Raw genomic sequence first — 20,745 nt, 5'->3', positions numbered from 1 at the left:
ATTGACAGACGATACTATTTTGAAATAAGTAGTAGTCTATGTTAGTAGATTACATAGTGAAAGTAACTCAATTCTTCATGAGAAGTCTCCCATAAAAATCTATTATTTGCTCAATAACTAAATCAGGTTTATCATAGGGAATATTGTGTGAACTGCCTTTTGCAAAGAGTAACGTTCTATTTTTAGATGCATTAACCATGTTGCGTTGGTCAGCTTTAAACCTATTATTTTCAGCTTCTTCCGTAAAAGGCCCTGTTTCCGCCATTATATTTAATACAGGGATGATAGAGGATAGCGGCACCTGTCCTACATACTCACTGGTACTTTCCATGTTTGCAAGCAGGTAGTACAAGCTCACATAGTCAGGTTCAAAATCTTTACGGCTAAGAGTCTTGAAGTAATTTCTGGCGAACTTCCTATCCTCGTAGGATGGAATCCGTGGGTCCAGAAAAATAATTCCTTTTACTTGTTTTGGATGTCGCGCTGCAAATACGCGGTTATAAAATCCACCCAGAGAGTGTCCTACCAGAAGAAAATTAGCGTCATGATAACCGAAGCTTTTAAGGGCACTCTCTAAGCTTTTGATTTCCTGTATGATATTATAATTGGTAGTATCAATACTGCTTCTACCAAAACCAGCTCGATCGTAAGTTATCACTGTGGCCTGAAGCTGTTGGTGGACTGCAGTAGCTATCGAATCCCATTGTGAGGCATCAAGCCCACCACCTGATTCAAAAAGTATTGGTGAATGCTTCCCTTTTAAGATTTTGAAATGAAGTTTGTAGGGTTTAACATCAATTAATGTATCCAGCAGCTGCCCCTTCGCATTCATAGCCACAAGTAGAAGGACAGCCAAAAGTAATTGTCTGAATGGTTCCATGGAAAGAACGAGTATAATAATCATATAAAGCTTCAATATAGGCCTAAGATTCATCAGTAATGTGCAGAATGCCCATATTATTAGGTTAAAGCTATGTAGTCCTATACATGCCGTGCTAATGCGATAATCTATCAAATACAAATGTGTAAAGCCGCATGTTATTAAGACATGGAGGCAGTGCCTGTTCTAGTTATAGCTTAAACATTGTCATTTAACAGTTTAGATAATAAGTCTCGCCTTTTGCTTTTCTATTGCAATTCCCTGTTGTAACAAACAGCTCTGTTTGCCAGGGTGTTATTCCCTCTGATGGTGAGCAACCTATTCACTAAGTTCTATACATTAAATTGGCCGTTTTTTTGATTAGTACATTACACTTATGGCCTGTAGGTCAGTTGGGTTAGAAGTAGGACTATCTCGCCGCTTTCGACTCTGGGAGCTTTGTCATAAGTAAGCCTTCCTTTTTTGTCAAATATCATGTAGTGGGGAATCTCGTTTAGCTCTTGTTTCCTAAGAAATTCCGAAGCTTTAGGATGTATTACCAGGTAGTTTCAAGGGTACTTATCCAGTTTCTCCTGAGTACTGGCTGTATGCCACAGTTAAGGACTGGAACCAATAGACAGATACACAAAGACAACCTGTTTATTTTTAAGCCCTTCCCGCAAACCGGCTGATGCCGGCATAGCTGCTCGACAGGGAGCACACCAGCTGGCCCAAAAGTCCAAGTAGATAACTTTACCCGCGTGCCGTTTTTTGATATCATCCAGCGTAAGTTTGTTTCCCTTGGCGTCGGCTAGTACTACCCACCCGGTTTCATTCCGGCTACTGTCCAGATCAAGGGCAAACTTTTCCCAGTGAGTCAGGGAGGTATCCTTTACCAGAGATTCGTACTGTTGGAAGAAAGCCAGTAAGTCCTCTTGGGGATAGTAATGCCGGATACGTCTCACTTCTCGGGCTAGCAAAAAGGCGCGATCCTGCTCACTGAACAGGAGTGAGGTACTTAGCTGCGTAAATACTTCCTTACGATCCCGGTTCGCGCCATCCTGCAATTCGTTATATGCCATTTTCTGTACAATGTATTTCTACGCCACGACCTTAATAAGCTGGCGGTGGTACAGTTCCGGATAGCCATACTTATTGGTTCGGTAAGCGGTTAAAATACTACTCATCTTCGTCTCATTCACCTTATCCGTTTCCAAATCAATCAGGTGGCTCAGGTGCTGGACTTTGTTTATGTAGTACTGGTAGGGAGCCTCAGCTATTTCATCTCTTACTTTGAGAGAATTCAGCAGTTGGTCTCTGAACAAATCACCCCTATACCTTCCTCTCCGAAGAAATTTCCAATGAGCATCTGCACAAACTGATTAAAGCAGTTTTGGTGGAAATAAAAGAGCAAGCGGCAGTTGCTTATGTGAAATGCTGGTTATCACAAGCATAGTAAATCATGAAAATATCCAAACAATTGAACCAAAAGTAAGGGGGATATGTCAAGGGAGAAACCAAAGCTTTTAATAGTTGGTAGGGCGTTGTTTCGAAAGGTAGACTATTTGTTGTTGGGATTATTTTCTTCGGATAAAGCACGTAAGGACATATATCAAGTCTTTTTACAAAGTCTAGTAAAAGCCCTAAGTCTTAATTTATTAGGGTTTTTACTAGTACACCCCTTGCCTAATAGTCCTATTTTTGCAAAACAAAGTCCAAGAGGATAATCTAAATTTTGGTCAAAGTCATATTTATTCTTTACTCCAATAAAAGGTAAATCTGATTGTTATTGCCTACGATTCATAAGCCCTACCAGTTGTCATGATACGCGTACTTATTGCTGATGATCACAATGTTTTTGTCGAGGGTATCGAGTCGCTCATCTCTGGATCGCCAGATATAGCAGTGACCGAGCGCTGCTTCAGCAAGGAGTCGGTTATGGAACGGCTGGATCAGACCGTAGTCGATGTAGTGCTGCTGGATATTTCTTTTCCCAACATTGAGGCAGGCCTTGGCCTGTGTGAATATATATCTAACACTTTTCCGGAAACCAGGGTAGTGGCGCTGACGATGCACGATGATGCCAGTCTGATCAAGCGGGTGGTTAAAAAGGGAGCCAAAGGGTACCTGCTGAAAAATACTACCAAGCTAGAGCTAATCGAGGCGATCAAGGCCGTATATGAGAAGAAGCAATATTTCAACGATACCATAACGAATATCCTTCTGAACGATGAGCCGAAAGGCCGTAAATCTTCAACCGGAGTGGCCATGAAACCCAATCTTACGCCCCGTGAAACGGAGGTGCTGGCGCTGATGGCTCAGGGACTGACCACCCAGCAGATGGCGGCTCAGATGTTTGTGAGTGCTAAGGCAGTGGAGTTTCACCGTAGCAGTCTGCTGATGAAGTTTGGAGCACCCAATACGGCACTTTTGATTAAGACCGCCATGGAGATGAAGTTGATTACCTGATCGTTCTTTTGATTTGAATTACCTAAATGCCTGGATGAAACTTGCTACCCTGCGTGATGCTCTTTCATTTGGTTGGATTCTCGCCTTGACCCTGGTAGCGTCACGGAGTGAGAGCCAGCCACGGATGGCTATGGCTGATTCGGCGTCGGTGGATAGTGTGAAAAAGCAAATTACCCAGCTGGTGCAAAGTAAAAAATATGAACAGGCGGCTCAGTTGTACGATCATCTGGGTCAATTGTATCACCAGCAGTATGGGTACAATAAGTATTCACTGGATGCCTATTACCAGGGGCTGCACTATTACGGTTTGCTGGGTGACTCACTGGGCTATTATAGTGAATATAGCATTATAGGTGATTACTATACGCACGACTATTTCATGCAGGGAACTGCTGAAAAGTACCTTACGAAAGCCAGGCAATACTTTGAACGGACGCAAAATATGCCTAAAGTAATCGAGAGCCGGCTGGGGCTGGCTAACATAGCCCAGAAAAAAGAGCCTATACCATCGGATCTGATTACTCAATTGCGCGAGACAGAACGATTGAGCGCACAATACAAGCAGCCTCAGTCGCAGGCATACGCTCTGAATTTGCTGGCAAATACTTATTCAAGGGCTAAAATGCCGGACTCTGCTGAATACTTTGCCAACCGGAGCCTGAGTATTGCCCGGCCGCTGAAAATCAACTGGCTCGTTGCCCTGAATCACTTTTACCTGGGCCTGGTGCATCAGTTTAGAAATGAGTCCAGAGAAGCCATTGAATCGTATCGTAAGAGTTTTGAAATAGCTGAATCAGAGAATAATCTGTCGATGCTGCGGGAATTATCCAGACATACAGCCGATAGCTATTCACGAATGGGCGATTACGAAAAGGCTTACGAAGCTTCGCTGAAGACGCTCGATTATGCTAATCGGTTCAATACCTCCGAGCAGACTAAGAGCATTCGCCTGCAGGAGTACGAAAGTCAGATCAATACGCTGGCCGTAGAAAAAAAATTGATTGAAGAGCAAAACCGTACCCAGCGGGTCGTGAATTCTATGCTGGCAGCGGGCCTGATTATAAGTATTCTGGGGGTAGGTGCCCTGGTGTTTCTGCGCCGTCAGCAGAAGCTGATCGCGCACCAGGAAACGGTAATAGCCCAGCAGCAGATCCGTGAGCTGGAATTGAGATCGCTTCGTGCCATGATCGAAGGACAGGAAGGCGAGCGCAGCCGCATTGCCCGCGACCTGCACGACGGACTGGGCATACAGCTATCCCGGATCAAACTCTTTGTTGAGGCGCACCAGGAGCAGTTGCCGCTCAGAGTCAAGGAGACGCTGAACCAGTTTCTGGACGAAGCCTGCACCGAGACGCGTCTGATTTCCAGTAATTTAAGACCTTATTCGCTTTCTACGTTTGGTTTTATTCCGGCTCTGGAAGATTTGGTTCAAAAATTAAATCTGGTCAACGAGACAAAACTGGTGCTGGAACATTACGGTGAGATCCCCCCTCTGGGCAACGAAGCCTCCGTGATGATCTATCGCGTCGTGCAGGAACTACTGAACAATGCCCTTAAGCATGCAGATGCCCGCACTATAACCGTACAGGTCATGGCCAGTAACGAAACAACCCTGATTAGTGTGGATGACGATGGGAGTGGGGCGGATTTCGAACAGGAATCACTCGCCGGAAACGGTATTGCTAATATCCATTCCCGCATTGCATTTCTGGGTGGGCAGGTTATGTGGCAGAGCCAACCTGGTAAGGGTACCTCCGTAATGATCTCACTACCCATAGAAAAGCTGGCTGATACGAGCTTAAGTACCTAATTATATTACGTTGAAAATTAACTATTTACAGAGTAAAAGTTTCATTGCCTATTAAATCTATCAATTAAGTTAACTATTAATATTTTGATTATGATGAAACATGTGCTTTCGGGATGCCTGATCCTGAGTGGTTGGCTAAGCCTCACAGCACAGGCCCAGCTCCCGACCAATGCCAGGCCCATAAAAAGTCAACCGATACTGGCCAAAGTGACGCCCGCTGAAGCAGATAAGTTGATTGATGCAAAAGCAACTATAAAAGGGGTTGTTACGGACGACCAGGGCAATACGTTACCGGGTGCAACGGTTTCCGTAAAAGGAATGCAAATGGGTACCACGACCAACGTGAATGGTGAATACACCATCAATATGCCCGCTGGTGCTAATGTGTTGGTGTTCTCGTTTATCGGGATGACCACCCAGGAGGTAGAAGTAGGCAGCCGCACGACCATCAACGTCACCCTGGTACCTGCTGACCGCACTCTTAACGAAGTAGTCGTGATCGGCTACGGTACCTCGAAGCGGGCCGATGTAACTTCTTCCATTACCACAGTGAAGGTAACGGATATCAAGGACATACCGGCGGCAGGCGTTGACCAGCTTTTGCAGGGTAAGGCAGCCGGGGTCACCGTGACCAGCAATGGTGGCCAGCCCGGCGGCGGTGTGTCGGTCAAGGTACGGGGTGTAACGTCCATTAATAATAACGATCCACTGTTTGTAATCGATGGGGTACCCTTCGTGGGCGGCAATACGTCATCCAGCACAGGCTACGCGGGTCTGGGCGGTGGCGATGGTCAAACTGGCAACAGTGTAATGGCCATGCTGAACCCTAATGATATCGAGAGCATCGACGTCTTGAAGGATGCCTCCGCCCAGGCCATTTACGGTTCGCAGGCGGCCAACGGGGTTATTCTGATAACTACTAAAAAAGGCAGGTCGGGTGAAGGCAAAATAACTTACGAAATGTACACGGGTATATCGGAAGTGGCCCGGCGTCTGGATCTGATGAAACTACCTGACTTTGCCCGCTACCAGAATGAAGTACTGCCTATCATTGGCAATCCAGTTGCCGATGAATTCAAAAATCCTGAGCTACTCGGTCCTGGTACCGATTGGCAGGATGCTATGTTTCAGCGCGGCGCAATTAATAACCAGCAACTGAGCTTTTCGGGGGGACGCGACAAAACTACCTATTACCTATCCCTCAACTATTTTGATAACAAGGGTATTCTGCTCGGGTCGGATTTCAAGAGGTACTCTTCGCGGTTCAGTATGGACACGCAGTTGAAAAGCTGGGCCAAAGTAGGCTTGAGCGCCAATGTGTCGCGAAGTATCCAGAATATATCATTAGCAGATGCGGCTGAGGGTACCATCTGGTGGGGTGCTTCTACAAGTCCACTCACACCCGTGAAAAACCTGGACGGATCTTGGGGCGGTGGCCAGACAATAGGCGGGGTGCAGTATAACAATGCCAACCTGGTAGGTAACAGCCAGTTCAGGGGCAATAACAAGACTACCAATACCATTTTTGGAAGCTTATACGCAGAATTCCAATTGCTGAAAGACCTGTCACTCCGCAACGAACTGTCCTACTCACTGGGACAAAACAACAACGAGGCTTTCCAGAAGGCGGGCAACGTGGGGGGTACCTCCTTCCGCAGCAAGCTGATCGACTCGCGCTCGGACAGCTACTACTGGTCACTGACCAATTACCTGAGCTACAACAAGTATTTCAAGAAGCATGGCATTCAGGGCACCTTAGGTCACCAGGCGCAAAATTCCTACTACCAGGGCATTTCGGGTACCAAAGTGGATTTGCAGGCCAATATCTTCGACCTCAACACGGGTAGCGCCGACCAGACTACCTGGGGACTAAGTGGTGGAAAAGGCCAATGGGCGATGGAATCTTATTTTGCCCGCGCCAACTACACCTACGACGAGCGCTTCTCGCTTTCGGCCAGTTTCCGGGCCGACGGCTCTTCCAACTTCGGCCCCAACAATCGCTGGGGCTACTTCCCCGGCGTATCGGCGGGCTGGACAATCTCGAATGAGAAGTTCATGAAGGGAGCTATCAGCAACGTACTCAACTTTACCAAGCTGCGCCTGGGCTACGGGGTGGTGGGTAACCAGAACTTCCCAAGCGGCGCTCCCAACCCGGCCTACGTGGGTGCCGTACAGTTTTTCTCCGGTCCGGTGGGCTTCGGCTCTTCCAACATGATCAACGGTATTCCCAACCCGAACCTGAAATGGGAATCGGTGAAAACTTCCAATGTGGGACTTGATCTTGGCTTCCTGGGTGGACGCATCGATGCGACCATTGACGTATATAAAAAAGTAACCTCTGACATGATTATTTTCCTCACCGGTCCAAACCTCATCGGTGTAGGTGATCAGTGGGACGACCTGAAAGCGCCATTGGGCAACGCCGGGCAAATGACCAACACGGGTGTGGACATCGGCATCACGACGACGAACATCAAGAAGGGAGACTTTACCTGGAAGACCAACCTCGTCTTTACGCAATTCACCAACAGCTACGATCAGGCTGCCAGCGCGGCTTCGGCACTTGATGGCAAGGTGTACTACAATAACTACCTCATCACGCACACCACACCCGGCCGGCCGGTGGGTTCGTTCTGGGGCCTTGTGACCGACGGGCTGTTCCGTACCCAGGAAGATCTGGACAATAGCCTGCCCCAATTCGGCTACAATGTCAATCAGACCGAAACTTGGTTGGGCGATGTCAGGTTTAAGGATATCAACGGAGATGACAAAATCGACGCTCAGGACTATACCTTCATCGGTAGCCCGCTACCCAAGTTCAGCTGGGGCCTGACCAATACACTTAATTATAGTGGATTTGATTTCTCTCTGTTTTTGCAGGGAAGCCAGGGGGCCAAGGCTTTCAACTTCCTGCGCTGGCAGCTGGAAGGGTTAAATAATGCCTACACCAACCAGATGACAACCGTGAACGATCGCTATACTGAAGCTAATCCCAACGGTACCTTGCCCCGCTTCACGAACACCAATAAGAACAACACCGCCATGTCTGATCGTTACGTGGAGGATGCATCCTTCGCCCGGATCCAGAACATCACGCTGGGGTACCGCCTGCCCGCATCGTTGTTGAACAAAGCAAAAATTTCGAATGTACGTATCTATGCGTCTATCCAGAATTTGAAGACGTTCACCAAGTACTCAGGTTATGATCCCGAAATCGGTTCTTTCAACAACAGCATCAAGCTGATGAATGTGGACACGGGGCACTATCCCAATCCCCGTACCTTCACTGTGGGTGCTAATCTGCAGTTCTAAGAAAGCGGCTGGTTTGTGTTCGTAACGCGAACCCCTGGATGGCGCGCTTGCAATGCGCTTAATAGTAAAAATTCAAGTAAAGAAAAGATTTAAAATAGTATATAAGATGAAACTCAAACCATTCATAGCCCTACTGTTACCCGTGCTGGTGCTGGCTTCCTGCAAGGAAGACTTCATCGAGCGGCCCTCGCTGTCGGGTACCACCACCGGCAACTACTACAACAACGCTGAAGAAGTGCGGGGGGCCACCAGCACCCTATACAGTGGCCTGCCTTGGCGCAACTACGAAAGCCGTGCACAGGATGCCATCGGCGACGTCATGGGTGGCAATATGTTCACCTATACCGATGTCGAGTACCTCAACTTCACAGTTTCGTCGGCTTCTGACCGTATCGGGGCGGCCTGGGGTGCCTTTTACAAGATCATCGGCTACGCCAACGTGATGATCAAAACTTTTGAGGAGAAAAAAGCCACCGGCGGCGGAGCAGCTTACCTCGACCCGGCCATTGCCGAGTGCCATTTCATTAGGGGGATGGTGTTTTTCTACATTGCCCGCACCTGGGGGGCGGCTCCCATCATTACCGATCCGGGTGAAACTGCTCTGTCCGGCAATTTCAATATTCCACGCTATTTGCAGAAAGACGTGCTCCGTTTTGCGCTGGAAGAATTGAAAATGGCTGAAGCGGGTCTGCCCGAAACTGACGTACCGGGCCGCGTGACAAAATATTCGGCCAAGGGTATGATGGCGAAACTGTACCTCTACACCAAAGACTACGCCAACGCCAAGGCAAAAGCTGAGGAGGTCATCAATTCGGGTAAGTACAGCCTGGTGAGTGACTACAACGGCATGTTCACCAAAATGAGCATGAACAATAATCCCGAGTCGCTATTTTCTATTCAACACCAGTTTTCTCAGGATCCCTGGGGTACGGGTAACTTAAAAAATCCCGACCGGGGCGCGGGTGCCCTGCGCACGGCCGAAGCAGATGCCTGGGAAATGTACATCCCAACGCTGGACATTTTGCAGGAATACGAGTTTGGGGATTTGCGCCGGAAATGGTCGGTAATGGAGCACGGCTGGATCAATTCAAGCTGGAAACCTCAGCGTGTTAATGCGCCTAAGTATAATGAGTTCATGGCCAATGGCTTCCGTTACGACACCATTCAGCCGACTGCCGATGGAGGTAGCCTCAATGCGACCCGCTCCAACATTGCCAAGTACTTCGCTGGTCCCGGCAAGAGTTTTGGCGGTGATCCAGTCCTGGGACAGAACTCAGGAAATAATGTGGTACTACTCCGCTACGCCGATGTACTGCTGATCTATGCCGAAGCTACCCTGGGTGTCGCCGCTTCCACTACCGATGCCAAAGCTCTCGAGGCCCTGAACCTGGTGCGGGAACGGGCCGGTCTACCTGCCCGGACTTCTTTCACGCTCGACGATATTCTGCACGAGCGTCGGGTAGAGTTTGCCTTCGAAGGCGACTACTGGTACGACATTCAGCGCCAGGGTTATGCTAAAGCGAAATCCATCATCGAGAAGCAGAACCGGGGGACCGTCACGGGAGCTAATTACATCACGAACTTCACTGAGGATAAGATGTACCTGCCCATTCCTGCCGGAGAAATCGTGCAGGACCCCGAGTTGAGCAAAGAGCCTGTTCCCTACTACAATTGATTTTCGGTTGCTTTCCGGTTAGAGCCCTATGAATAGGCTTTGCCGGAAAGCACCTCTAACATGCAAATTTTCAAATCATATGAAATTACCTAATTCCAACCGAGTTGCGGGCCTGGGCGCACTGATGTTGATGGCCGGTTTGGCACTCACTTCCTGTGAGGAAGATACGGACGGAACGCCACGATTCGAGGCAGGTACCCCTGTCGCCACCCAAATCATGCCCGACTCTGCCGCCAGTGGCAGCGTAGTGACTCTCATGGGCACCGGCCTCGGCGACATGCGCACGATCACCTTCGAAAAGCAGGATGTTCCCGCAGGATTCCAACCTACGCTCAACACCGATCAGGCGCTGATCTTCCGCGTACCCACAGATGCGTCGGGCGGGGTACAGAACATTACATTCACCAACAGCGCCGGCAAGTCGACTACCATCGCTTTCAGGGTGTTGGCGTATCCTTCGGTAACTGACGTATCGGAATACAATTTCACCGAAGGCGCGGTAATTACACTAACGGGTAACAATCTGGATGATGTGACAGCCGTAGCCGTGGCCGATTCGGTAAAAGGAATTTCGGACCCTGCCACGATCATATCTAAAGATAAAAAGCAACTGGTTGTTCAAATGCCCGCCACCAAGCTTACCCGGGGTACTCTGAGCATAACCAACAGTACGGGACGGATACGCTCCCGGCAGGAATTCGTGAACATGGATCTGGCGTATAAGATTTTCACAGATACTTTCGGCACGGGTTTCGAGAACGCCTCCTGGGGTGACGCCGCTACCGTAACTATGAAGGAAAAGAAAGACGGTACTGCTTCATTGACGAAAACCTACCAGAAAGGTAACTGGCACTTAGCCGGACTATCCAACTGGTCGCAGCCCATTGCCTACTCGCCAGAATATACCTACATCACAGGCTGGATTAAGGGAGCTTCGGCCGATTACTCGCTTTACGTAACGACCGATGCCGGTAAGGGCGGATTTGGCGACTACACAGAAGCCAACCGGATTGATGTGAAAGCCGGCGTGTGGAACTACTTCAAAATTAAGCTTTCTGACATGGATTTCTGGCTACCAGGCAAGAAGCTAACGCAGGTGGGCTTCCGGATCAAAGGGCCTGACAAACAAGACGAAACGTTTTATTTTGATAATATCATGTTAGTCAAATAACAGTACACTTATACCCACAGTCATCTATCCCGAAGGCTGTGGGTTTTTTCTTGTAAAGCAGGCTTGATTCACTAGATCAAGACACATCCTTCTACTATGAATAGACTTTTTCTACTTCTGACTTCGCTAAGTCTGGCTTTCAACCTGGCCGCCGTTTCGGTAGGGGCCACTTCCCGTCCCCGGCTAATCGATCCCAAAGCTACCCCCGAAACCAAAGCCCTGTACTACAATCTTGGTAGGCTAGCCCGAAAACAGATTCTCTTCGGCCATCAGCACGCCACCGAATACGGCCACGGCTGGAATGGAGAGGCCGACCGCTCCGATGTTAAATCTGTAACAGGCTCGCACCCTGCGGTCATTGGGGTTGATTTTAGCGGTTTGTCGGGGCGTCTGCCCCAAGCCATCGAGCAGGCCAAGGAATCGCTTCGCCGCCAGATCGTCGATACCTACAACCGGGGCGGCGTAACGACCGTAGCATGGCATTTCTCCAATCCGGTAACTCCCCAAACGGGCTTTTACTGGAAAGACTCTCTTTCTGCTCCGGCGGTGGCTAGCCTGATACCAGGCGGCTCGCACCATGAGCAATACAAGGAAATTTTACATACAATAGGCAGCCTGGCAAATTCGGTTCGGGGCGCCGACGGCAAGCTGGTGCCGATGCTCTTCCGTCCCTTTCATGAGCTGGACGGCGGTTGGTTCTGGTGGGGAAAGCCACACTGCACCGCCGAAGAATACAGGTCACTCTGGCAGTTTACGGTTTCGTACCTGTGCGATAGCCTGAACGTACATAATTTCATTTACGTTTTTTCACCAGATGCACTTTTCAAAACTGAAGCCGAATACCTGGAACGCTACCCCGGCGATGCCTGGGTGGATATGGTAGGCATGGACAATTACGGCGATTTCGGCCGTAACGGCCGCTATAATATGCCGGCAGGTATTGCCAAACTTAAAATTGTTTCGGACTACGCCCGCAAAGCCGGTAAACTGGCGGCTTTTACCGAGACCGGCCTGGAATCCATTCCCGATACGACCTGGTGGACGGGTTCTTTGCTAAAATCCCTCAAAGCAGAAAAAATGCAGCTCGCCTACGTGCTGGTGTGGCGAAACGATTCGCGAAGTGCTACCCACTTTTACGCGCCCTATCCGGGGCATACGAGTGTACCCGACTTCCTAAATTTCTATAAAGATGAATATACCGTATTCGAAACTGATTTACCCCACTTGTACCGACGCAGAAGGTTCCTGTTTTTCTAAGGTAATTTTCCAGTTAATTCGGTTGGAGCATAGCCAAAATGTTTTTTGAAAGCATATGAGAAATGGGATAGGTTTTCGAATCCAACTTCATAGCAAACATCAATTGGCTTCTTTTTATTTTGGATAAATTGATAGTGTGCTAGTTCTAACCGCTTTTGTGTAAGCCATCGTTGTGGCGTCTTGTTAAATGCAATTTTGAAATCCCGTTTAAATGTAGTTAGGCTCCGCCCCGTTAAGTATCCGAATTTCTCCAATGGTAAGTTGAACATAAAGTTATTCTCCATATAACTTACTAGATCAATCTTTCCGGGTTCTTCAAAATTTGCCAAAATATTGTCTATTCCTTTGTCAATTGCCCTAAGGATACTAATAGCTTCAGTAATTTTTAAGGATGCAATATCTTCGGGAAGTTCTTCCATATCAAAGTAGGGTATCAGTGAAGCTAAACAACTTTCCAGTAGAGGGTGGTTGTTATAAGAATATATCATTTGGGGTTCTAATACTTTGGGTTTCACGTCATGGTTTGCATAAAAGTCTCTTAATCTGGTTGTGGTCAAGTGCATTACTACTGTTTTATGAGGTTGGCTGTTTTTTGGATAATTTATAATCGTTGCCAGTTGATTCCTCGGAATTAAAAAGATATCACCTTCTTTGAATACATAGGTTGCATTAGTCTGAACGATTTTTGTCTCACCCGAAATGAACCAAATCAGCATATGGTGCTCAAACATAATATCTGATTTGAAGAACTTGTCTTCGTAGCAGGAGAGTTTGATATCGTCTGTTATATATTTCGCTTTATATTCCATCGGCTTGATATTAAATACTTAATTATAAAAAAGCGTTTGTATTATATACTATTTGAAATTGCTTCTTAAATTTATTATGATAAATTGTGTGGAAGTAATCTTTTCCTACTTCGAATTTGGCTGATACGTTTAATGGGTTTAATATAAAAAATTAAAGTTGCCGCCCATAATGACGGCAACTTTATCTTTATAAGTCAGGGTAATAAGTTTGTTGAATTTAATCAAAGTTGAAAATTATGCCAGTCATTTCCTCGCTCAATTTCCACAATCGTTTTGCATTGGCTTCATCCAAAGAATAAAGTTTTACGCCTGACGATGTCGTAGAGGTTTGAGCTAACTCAGCGATGTCGGCATCTTCGCAATACACGCCTCCAATATTATTAAGTAGTGGGGTAGTAGCACACCAGACAGTGGTAGCTGCACCTTGGGGGATATTCTTCAATGATGCCACCACCTCTTTTAAAAGATTACCTTCTGCGTCGCAGAAGCCCATCTTTTGAAAAAGTTCTAATGATGCTTCTCTGCCTAACTCAGTTCCGTGGATAGAACCAGGGTGCAATGAGAAAGCTCTTACGTTGTATGCTTCAGCCCGTTTGTCTAATTCCATAGAGAATAGGTTACTAGCAGTTTTTGACTGTCCGTAAGCTTGCAATGTTTCATATTCCCGATGCAAAAAATTAGGATCGTCAAAGTCGAAAGGTGCGAAATGATGTCCTTGCGATGATACGTTAATTACTCGTGCCCCATCAGCTTTTATTAAAGAAGTCCAGAGTCTTGCCGTAAGCTGAAACTGAGCTAAATAGTTAGTAGCTAATTGTGATTCAACGCCGCGGTTATCCATGCGAAGTGGTACCCACATAATACCCGCATTATTGATGAGTATGTGGAGTGGTCTGCCCGAATCTAAAAACTTTTTTGCAAAGGTGTCAATGGAGTCTGGGTTCATTAGATCCATCGTTTCCAACTCTACATTAGAAGTGCCTGCTAGATTTCTCTTAGCTTTCTCGATATCTCTGGCAGGAACGATTACAGTTGCTCCGGCGGCGGCTAGTGTTTTGGTAGTTTCTAAACCTATTCCTGTGTTACCACCTGTAACGATGGCAATTTTACCAGTAAGGTCTATTCCTTTGATTACATCAGTTGTTGTAGATGTGGCGTTGAATCCAGAACCTATCGGCTTCTGCATCGCTCCCTGGTAATTGTTTTGTCCCATTGCTTTAATACTGTTAGTGTTTTTTTAGGACAAAAGTAGGCTGGATATATATAATCGACTTTGTTCAAACGTCCTTTTAAGCTTTGTTCAAAAGTCGCCTTAATGACTTTATATTGTAGCAAATGAAGGCGGTACTCTGTGATGTTAGTTTAGTATCAGCTCTAAGTTCTGTTGCTGATGGTGGCTTTCTAAACGGAGCCTCATTGAATTCAATGAGGCCATAGAGGGGGCGGAGCTTGTAAAATAGAGCGTAGTCATGGTCTGTTGTATGAATGGACGTTTGATCCCTCTTAGCACTACTCATAAGTAGTACATGAGCGTATCTGCCTTGCCTCCTACTACGTCTATATGAATTGTCGCCCGTAGAGTCTGACCACTTTCATTTATCTACTACTTTCGATGCTTCTGGTCATCATAGTTAATGACTACACTTTTGTTATGGCAGTTACCTTCCATAGCGTCCCATTCTAACCTTTCTACGGTAGTGGTATCACTTATGAGTGTTTCACGGATCACTACATCACCTCTACTATCTGCTTCAAGAGCTATCACTAGCTTCTGTGTCTTTGAGAACTATGGCTGAGTTGAGGTTGGAGACTCTATTCACAACAGAATAGATAGATGTCATTATCAAGTTCTTCTCCCTCTATTTTCTAGAATATTCTTTCCAACTCCCGAAGTGAATAGGTTGCCTGGTACTTAATAGGGATATTTTTAGACCCTACGAAGTTTTATGAGTTTAGCTTACTACCAGTTTAGCTGTTTCCTACTATATCCTATTGAGTTTTCTTTTTCTTTCTTGTCAAATTTAACGTTTCTACCATTACTAGTCTGATTTCTTCTTGTTAGACATCCTTAATAAATTGATAATATAACCTGTGTTTAATTAACATTTCGCTAACAGAAACAAAATCATCAAGTAATGTCGTGAGGGTTATTTTGCGGCTTCATATTACTCTTATAGAGCGAATTATTTATAGAGCAATTGAGTCATAATATTAATGTAGCTGTACTTGATCTTGCGTATTTATAGTACATTAAGTAAGGTAGTTTAAAAAGATCTAAATTAGTTTATACACTTGAAGAAATGATCTTGTATGATTTGAATTGATATTTCTGTTTATAGCAAATGAAATTAAATCAGTACTCCCGTTAATAGATTTATAGTAGAGCTGATTCTCTTACAATTAACTTCAAGTACCTATATAATGTGAATTAAAATTCGAACTCTATTTTTAACCATTCTTTTAATTTTTTACCAGCAACATTCAGTACTGGAATTAGATAAAATATATGAAAAGTAAACTTTATAATCTTTCTAAAGTAAGACCCATTCTTTTTGCCACCGTTCTTTCCGGAACGCTTCTAACCTACTCAGATAGCTTAGGTGCCAGGGTTTTTACGGGAGGCAAGGCAACTCTGTACGTTGAGAAAGCGGGACAGGGTGAAGAAATCACAATTTCGGGAACAGTTCGGGATGAAAAAGGTCCTTTGCCAGGCGTTACTGTAATGGTTAAGAACACGGCGATTGGTACTGCGACGGATGCAAATGGTAAGTATACCATCAAAGCTAACCTCAACGAGACGTTAGTTTTTTCAATGGTTGGTTTCCAGACGCAAGAGGTCGTGGTAACAAATACTGCCATCAATGTTACGCTATCCGTTGATACCAAGCAGCTGAATGAACTTGTTGTGGTAGGTTACGGCACTCAGAAAAGGTCAGACATTACCGGTGCCATTGCTTCTGTTAGTAGTGAAGATTTCAACCGGGGTGTCGTAACAAATCCAGGTGAACTCATGCAGGGTAAACTGGCCGGTGTCTCCATTGCCGCGAATAGTGGCGAACCCGGAGCTTCACAGAATATAATTATCAGAGGTATTGGTAGTTTGCGTTCTGGAACACAGCCGCTTTACGTGGTCGATGGCTTTCTCCTAGACAATTCCTCTACAGGTGTTCCCACCAATCAACTAAATTTTATCAATCCTAACGATATAGAAAGCATTGATGTGCTAAAGGATGCCAGTGCAACTGCGGTATATGGGTCCAGGGCAGCAAATGGAGTTGTAGTAATTACCACTAAAAAAGGAAAGGGAAAGCCGCAAGTCAATTTTGTTGCATCTACAGCAGTGTCCTCCATAGCTAACAAAATAGATGTTTTCGATGCCGACGCATTCCGTAAGCAAGTGGTGGCTGTTGGTGGTAAATTAGAAGATTTTGGTGCAAATACGAACTGGCAGGATGAGTTGACTCAAAGGGGAGTGTCAAACAATCTTAACCTGTCTATGAGCGGTGCCAGTAGTGAAAATTTTTCCTACTTCACATCCGTAGGCTACCAGGATCAGGAGGGAATCCTGAAGAACAGCAGGCTAAAACGCTATTCGGGAAAGTTGAATCTGAATCAAAGGGCATTCAATGGCAAACTAATAATAGATTATAATCTAACGGCCTCACGAACCGAAAACTTACGTCCGAGTATAACGTCTACAATAAGTGATATGCTTAGTCTGAATCCGACGATAGCACCGTACACGGACGGTAAGCCTACCTTATTAAATACCAATGCCTTGAATCCGCTTGCCAGGTATGACCTGTTCAGTGACATGGCCATTAACAACCGCATTCTAGCAAACATTTCACCGTCCATAGAACTAGTTAAGGGCCTTACGTATAAGTTGAACATCGGGGTTGATTATTCCGCTACCAACAGGAACCAGCAGTACAAGCCTTATCTGGCCGTTGTCAATGAGTCTGATATTTCTAATGGAGTATTGGATGCTTCAGTAAGTGCGAATACCAATCAACTTGTTGAAAATACGCTTACCTATAACTGGAGTCAGGATGTACATAATGTTACTGTACTGGCTGGACACTCCTTTCAAGAATTTATGGATGAGACCAGGACAACTACTTACCGTGGTTTTGCAAACAATAATATTGACCCTATCTATCAAGATCATGCCAGTACAACTGTATTCCCTACTGCGGTAAGTTCGCAAGCTATCAAAAACCAGCTGCAATCTTTCTTCGGCAGAGTGAACTACATATTTAACGATAAATATATGTTTACCGGTACGATGCGTGCCGATGGATCCTCTAAGTTTGGAGAGAATAACAGGTATGGTCTTTTCCCCTCTTTCGCGTTGGGATGGAACATCAGCAACGAGGATTTTATGGCCAATTCGGTTTTCAACAACCTGAAGCTGCGGTCAAGTTGGGGCCGGACCGGTAATCAGGAGATTCCTTCCAAAATCACAAAAGCCAGTTATTTAGAGCAGAGATTACAGACAGGTTCCGGTAGTATCAGTACGTATCCCATTGATACCGATGCCACCACACTACAGGGTTATCCCTACGGGATTATATTTACTAGGTTGGCAAACCCGGATCTACAATGGGAGGTTTCCACCCAGGTAGATGTAGGAGTTGATTTTGCATTGATTAACAACCGTTTGACCGGTACCTTAGATTATTTCAATAAAAAGTCTTCCAATATACTTCTGGAGGTTGTTCCTAACGATCCTGTTCAGCCTACCTCTACCTATTGGAACAACATTCCAAACATGATCATCCAGAACAACGGTGTTGAACTGACCCTGGATTACCGTAGTGCCCCGCAGAGAAACTTCTCTTATAATGTGGGAGGTAATATCACCTATATCTGGAATCAGGTTAAGGATTCACCCTACGCGATCCTGACAACAGGGGCAGCTCAGGGTTCTGGCCAGACGGGCGCGACCATTAATGGCTACATCAACAATGAGCCAATCGGTGCCTTCTACATGTACCAGTTTGATGGTATCAACGCTGAGAACGGACAGAACATATTCAGGGACACTAACGGAGATGGTGCAATACTGGACAATGACCGTCTTGTTGTAGGCAGCGCAATCCCCAAACTAATCTATGGTTATTACCTCAATTTCAAGTATAAGTCTTTTGATCTGGGTCTAAACTTCAATGGAGTGGCAGGAAACAAGGTCTACAATCACACGACTATGACCCTGTACAGTAAGGCACAGCTGGCTAAGTCCAACAACTCAACCGACTTTGCCGTTCAGTACCCCAATGAAGCATTGAGTAATGCCAATACGGTATCGACCCGATACCTGGAGAATGGCTCTTTCCTAAGGTTGAACAACGCAACTCTGGCCTATAACTGGAACTTGACCGGGAGCAGACTGGGTAATGCCTTTCAGCGCATCAGCCTTACGCTGACTGGTCAAAACCTGTTTGTCATAACTGATTATTCAGGATTCGATCCTGAAATCAATACGGGAACTGCCTCAGGAGGAATCCAAACTTTTGGCATTGACCGATTTACCTATCCAAGGGCAAGAACGTTCCTGCTCGGCCTTAATCTAACCTTCTAAAAAAGAAAGAAACCATTTTTTAATGGCACTGTGAAATACTAGACATCATGAAAAACATAAAATTTAATAGAAGCCTACCGATAATTGCATTGTTGTTCACCTTTTTTGGTTGTTCCGATCTAAGTGAGGAAGTCTTTGATGAGTCACTGACAGGAACCGGCCAGGCCGAAACGGTGAGTGGGTCCATAGCTCCCGTATATGGTCTTCTCCGGTATGGTGTATGGCTGCACACAAATAATTTTGGACTTCAGGAGATTGCTTCCGATGAAGCTATCCTTCCTTACCGTGGGGGTACTGACTGGTTTGATGGTGGCAAGTTCATTGCGGTTCACCAGCATCTCATGACTCCCAGCAATAGCCTGGTTGGGGATACCTGGACACAAATTACCTTAACCTTATCGAGAGCGGTAATCGCTGCGGAAAGATTGAAGCTGGAAGCTGAAACTGGTAATCAAAAAGCCCAGGATGGTTATTACGAAATGGTGGCCATGAAAGCCTATCTCAATCTGTTGGCACTTGATAACTGGGGCCTTGTTTTCAGGAAAGAGCAGGCCAACCAAAAATCAGAAATTCTACGTGGACAAGAAGCCATTGATTATGTAGAGAGTGAACTTCTGTCGGTTGTGAATGTCATAAAAAACAATAATGGCCCTGGTAGAATAGGGAAACATGCGGTGAATGCGTTGCTGGCACGGTTGTATTTAAATGCTGCCGTATATCGTGATCCGTATGGTAAGCCAGTATTCAAAAAGGAGGATATGGATAAGGTTATAAAGTATACCAGTGATATCATTGCCGGTCCGTACTCATTAGCCCCTGAATATTTTGATTTGTTCAGTGATGATAACCATACTAATCCAGAACTCATATTCGCACTCGACCAAAGGGGAGTACTTGAAACCGACCATCAACGTTGGGCCTATTGGTCGATATCCGGTGATCAGGTTCCAAGACCGGAGTATCCCAACACACGCGGAACGGATGCGGCGGCAGTTACGCCTGATTTTTACCAGACCTGGGTAGATGCTTACGGAAATGTGGATCCTGCCGCTGCCGATGCCCGTTTCTATAAAGAAAATACGGTCATACCTAGTACACTCAAGGATCTTAGCCAGGTAAGTCCATTGAATGATTCAGAGCATTATTACTGTGTGGATGCCACTAAGTTTGAAATCGACAGGGGAATACTTCGCGGTGTCATTTGGGGCCCAAGAAAAGATGGAGGAGGAAATATACTGACGTGCGACGACGGTAAAGTAAGAATATATCCTATCATCAATAAAAGAACTAGTGGTGCCAATTTAACCTACGTTAACCATACTCGTAATGTTGATTTTACCGGTCCGGGTAGTTTACACAATACAGGTTACCGGTTTTCAAAATATCAGTTTAGCCACACCGCTCCTAATTGTTGCAGCTACAGTAGTGTTGATTTAGTTTTGATCCGTTTAGGAGAAATCTATTTAATGCGTGCCGAGGCTAAGTTGAGAAATGGCGACAATGCCGGGGCTCTGGCCGATATAAATACGTTAAGAACATCTAGAAATGCACGGCCTGATCAGACTCCTGATGCTTTGAATTCGATTGACCTTGATATATTGTTCCGTGAATCTGGATTCGAGCTGTACTGGGAAGGGTTTAGAAGAAACTATCAGATACGGTTTGGAAAATATGAAAACAACTGGACGGGGAAAACCGATAGCAATGTCCACAAAAGATTGTTTCCGATTCCACAACGTGCCATTGACGGAGCTTCTAGCGAAGAAGGATTTTTAGTGCAAAACCAAGGTTACTAAGGC

The 20,745-nt window shown here is 45.8% G+C and carries 13 protein-coding genes; 8 read left to right on the top strand and 5 right to left on the bottom strand.

Annotated elements, in window-relative coordinates; genetic code table 11:
• Nucleotides 1-67 precede the first annotated feature (67 nt).
• From JUB14_RS18415 to JUB14_RS18405, 3 genes are all read right to left on the bottom strand, one after another.
• A complete protein-coding gene (locus JUB14_RS18415; protein ID WP_207508230.1) occupies nt 68-880 on the bottom strand; it encodes an alpha/beta fold hydrolase in 813 nt (270 codons plus the stop codon).
• Between the two features lie 596 nt (nt 881-1,476).
• Entirely contained in the window at nt 1,477-1,941 is a 465-nt protein-coding gene (locus JUB14_RS18410) for a TlpA family protein disulfide reductase (protein WP_207508229.1), read from the bottom strand.
• An 18-nt stretch (nt 1,942-1,959) separates the two neighbouring features.
• Nucleotides 1,960-2,184: a hypothetical protein gene (locus JUB14_RS18405; RefSeq protein ID WP_207508228.1), complete on the bottom strand. Its 225-nt coding sequence runs from the start codon at nt 2,182-2,184 to the stop codon at nt 1,960-1,962.
• A 496-nt stretch (nt 2,185-2,680) separates the two neighbouring features.
• On the opposite strand from JUB14_RS18405, the gene JUB14_RS18400 reads away from it, so the two are divergent.
• The 6 genes from JUB14_RS18400 to JUB14_RS18375 all read left to right on the top strand — a co-directional run bounded on the left by JUB14_RS18400 (nt 2,681) and on the right by JUB14_RS18375 (nt 12,553).
• The gene (locus tag JUB14_RS18400) at nt 2,681-3,328 is read left to right on the top strand and encodes a response regulator transcription factor (protein ID WP_207508226.1); all 648 of its coding nucleotides are present in this window, start codon (nt 2,681-2,683) and stop codon (nt 3,326-3,328) included.
• Nucleotides 3,329-3,362: 34 nt separating this feature from the next.
• Nucleotides 3,363-5,138 (top strand): tetratricopeptide repeat-containing sensor histidine kinase, encoded by a 1,776-nt coding sequence (locus tag JUB14_RS18395; RefSeq protein ID WP_207508224.1) that lies wholly within the window; start codon nt 3,363-3,365, stop codon nt 5,136-5,138.
• 90 nt (nt 5,139-5,228) lie between these two features.
• Nucleotides 5,229-8,450, top strand: coding sequence for a SusC/RagA family TonB-linked outer membrane protein (locus JUB14_RS18390; protein WP_207508223.1), 3,222 nt, complete (start codon nt 5,229-5,231; stop codon nt 8,448-8,450).
• A gap of 106 nt (nt 8,451-8,556) precedes the next feature.
• Nucleotides 8,557-10,125 carry a RagB/SusD family nutrient uptake outer membrane protein gene (locus JUB14_RS18385; protein ID WP_207508220.1) on the top strand — a complete coding sequence of 523 codons (1,569 nt, stop codon included), beginning with the start codon at nt 8,557-8,559 and terminating at the stop codon, nt 10,123-10,125.
• A gap of 79 nt (nt 10,126-10,204) precedes the next feature.
• Nucleotides 10,205-11,296 carry an IPT/TIG domain-containing protein gene (locus JUB14_RS18380; RefSeq protein ID WP_207508218.1) on the top strand — a complete coding sequence of 364 codons (1,092 nt, stop codon included), beginning with the start codon at nt 10,205-10,207 and terminating at the stop codon, nt 11,294-11,296.
• A 96-nt stretch (nt 11,297-11,392) separates the two neighbouring features.
• On the top strand, nt 11,393-12,553 hold the full coding sequence (locus JUB14_RS18375; protein WP_207508216.1) for a glycoside hydrolase family 26 protein: 1,161 nt from the start codon (nt 11,393-11,395) through the stop codon (nt 12,551-12,553).
• On the opposite strand, the gene JUB14_RS18370 is transcribed toward JUB14_RS18375, so the two are convergent.
• Both JUB14_RS18370 and JUB14_RS18365 read right to left on the bottom strand, forming a co-directional pair.
• A complete protein-coding gene (locus JUB14_RS18370) occupies nt 12,550-13,362 on the bottom strand; it encodes a helix-turn-helix domain-containing protein (RefSeq protein ID WP_207508215.1) in 813 nt (270 codons plus the stop codon). The two genes, JUB14_RS18375 and JUB14_RS18370, sit on opposite strands and share 4 nt — an antisense overlap.
• Nucleotides 13,363-13,579: 217 nt before the next feature.
• Nucleotides 13,580-14,575 (bottom strand): SDR family NAD(P)-dependent oxidoreductase, encoded by a 996-nt coding sequence (locus JUB14_RS18365; RefSeq protein WP_207508214.1) that lies wholly within the window; start codon nt 14,573-14,575, stop codon nt 13,580-13,582.
• Nucleotides 14,576-15,868: 1,293 nt separating this feature from the next.
• Here JUB14_RS18365 and JUB14_RS18360 point away from each other — a divergent pair.
• Together JUB14_RS18360 and JUB14_RS18355 are read left to right on the top strand one after the other, a co-directional pair.
• Nucleotides 15,869-18,946: a SusC/RagA family TonB-linked outer membrane protein gene (locus JUB14_RS18360; RefSeq protein ID WP_207508213.1), complete on the top strand. Its 3,078-nt coding sequence runs from the start codon at nt 15,869-15,871 to the stop codon at nt 18,944-18,946.
• Between the two features lie 47 nt (nt 18,947-18,993).
• Complete coding sequence (locus JUB14_RS18355; RefSeq protein ID WP_207508212.1) at nt 18,994-20,742, top strand: RagB/SusD family nutrient uptake outer membrane protein; 1,749 nt, start codon at nt 18,994-18,996, stop codon at nt 20,740-20,742.
• Nucleotides 20,743-20,745: the final 3 nt, after the last annotated feature.

This window comes from Telluribacter humicola, from assembly GCF_017355935.1.
Lineage (GTDB): Bacteria > Bacteroidota > Bacteroidia > Cytophagales > Spirosomataceae > Telluribacter > Telluribacter humicola.
The sequence above is the reverse complement of the archived record's forward strand: the minus strand, read 5'-3'. Positions and strand labels throughout refer to the sequence as shown.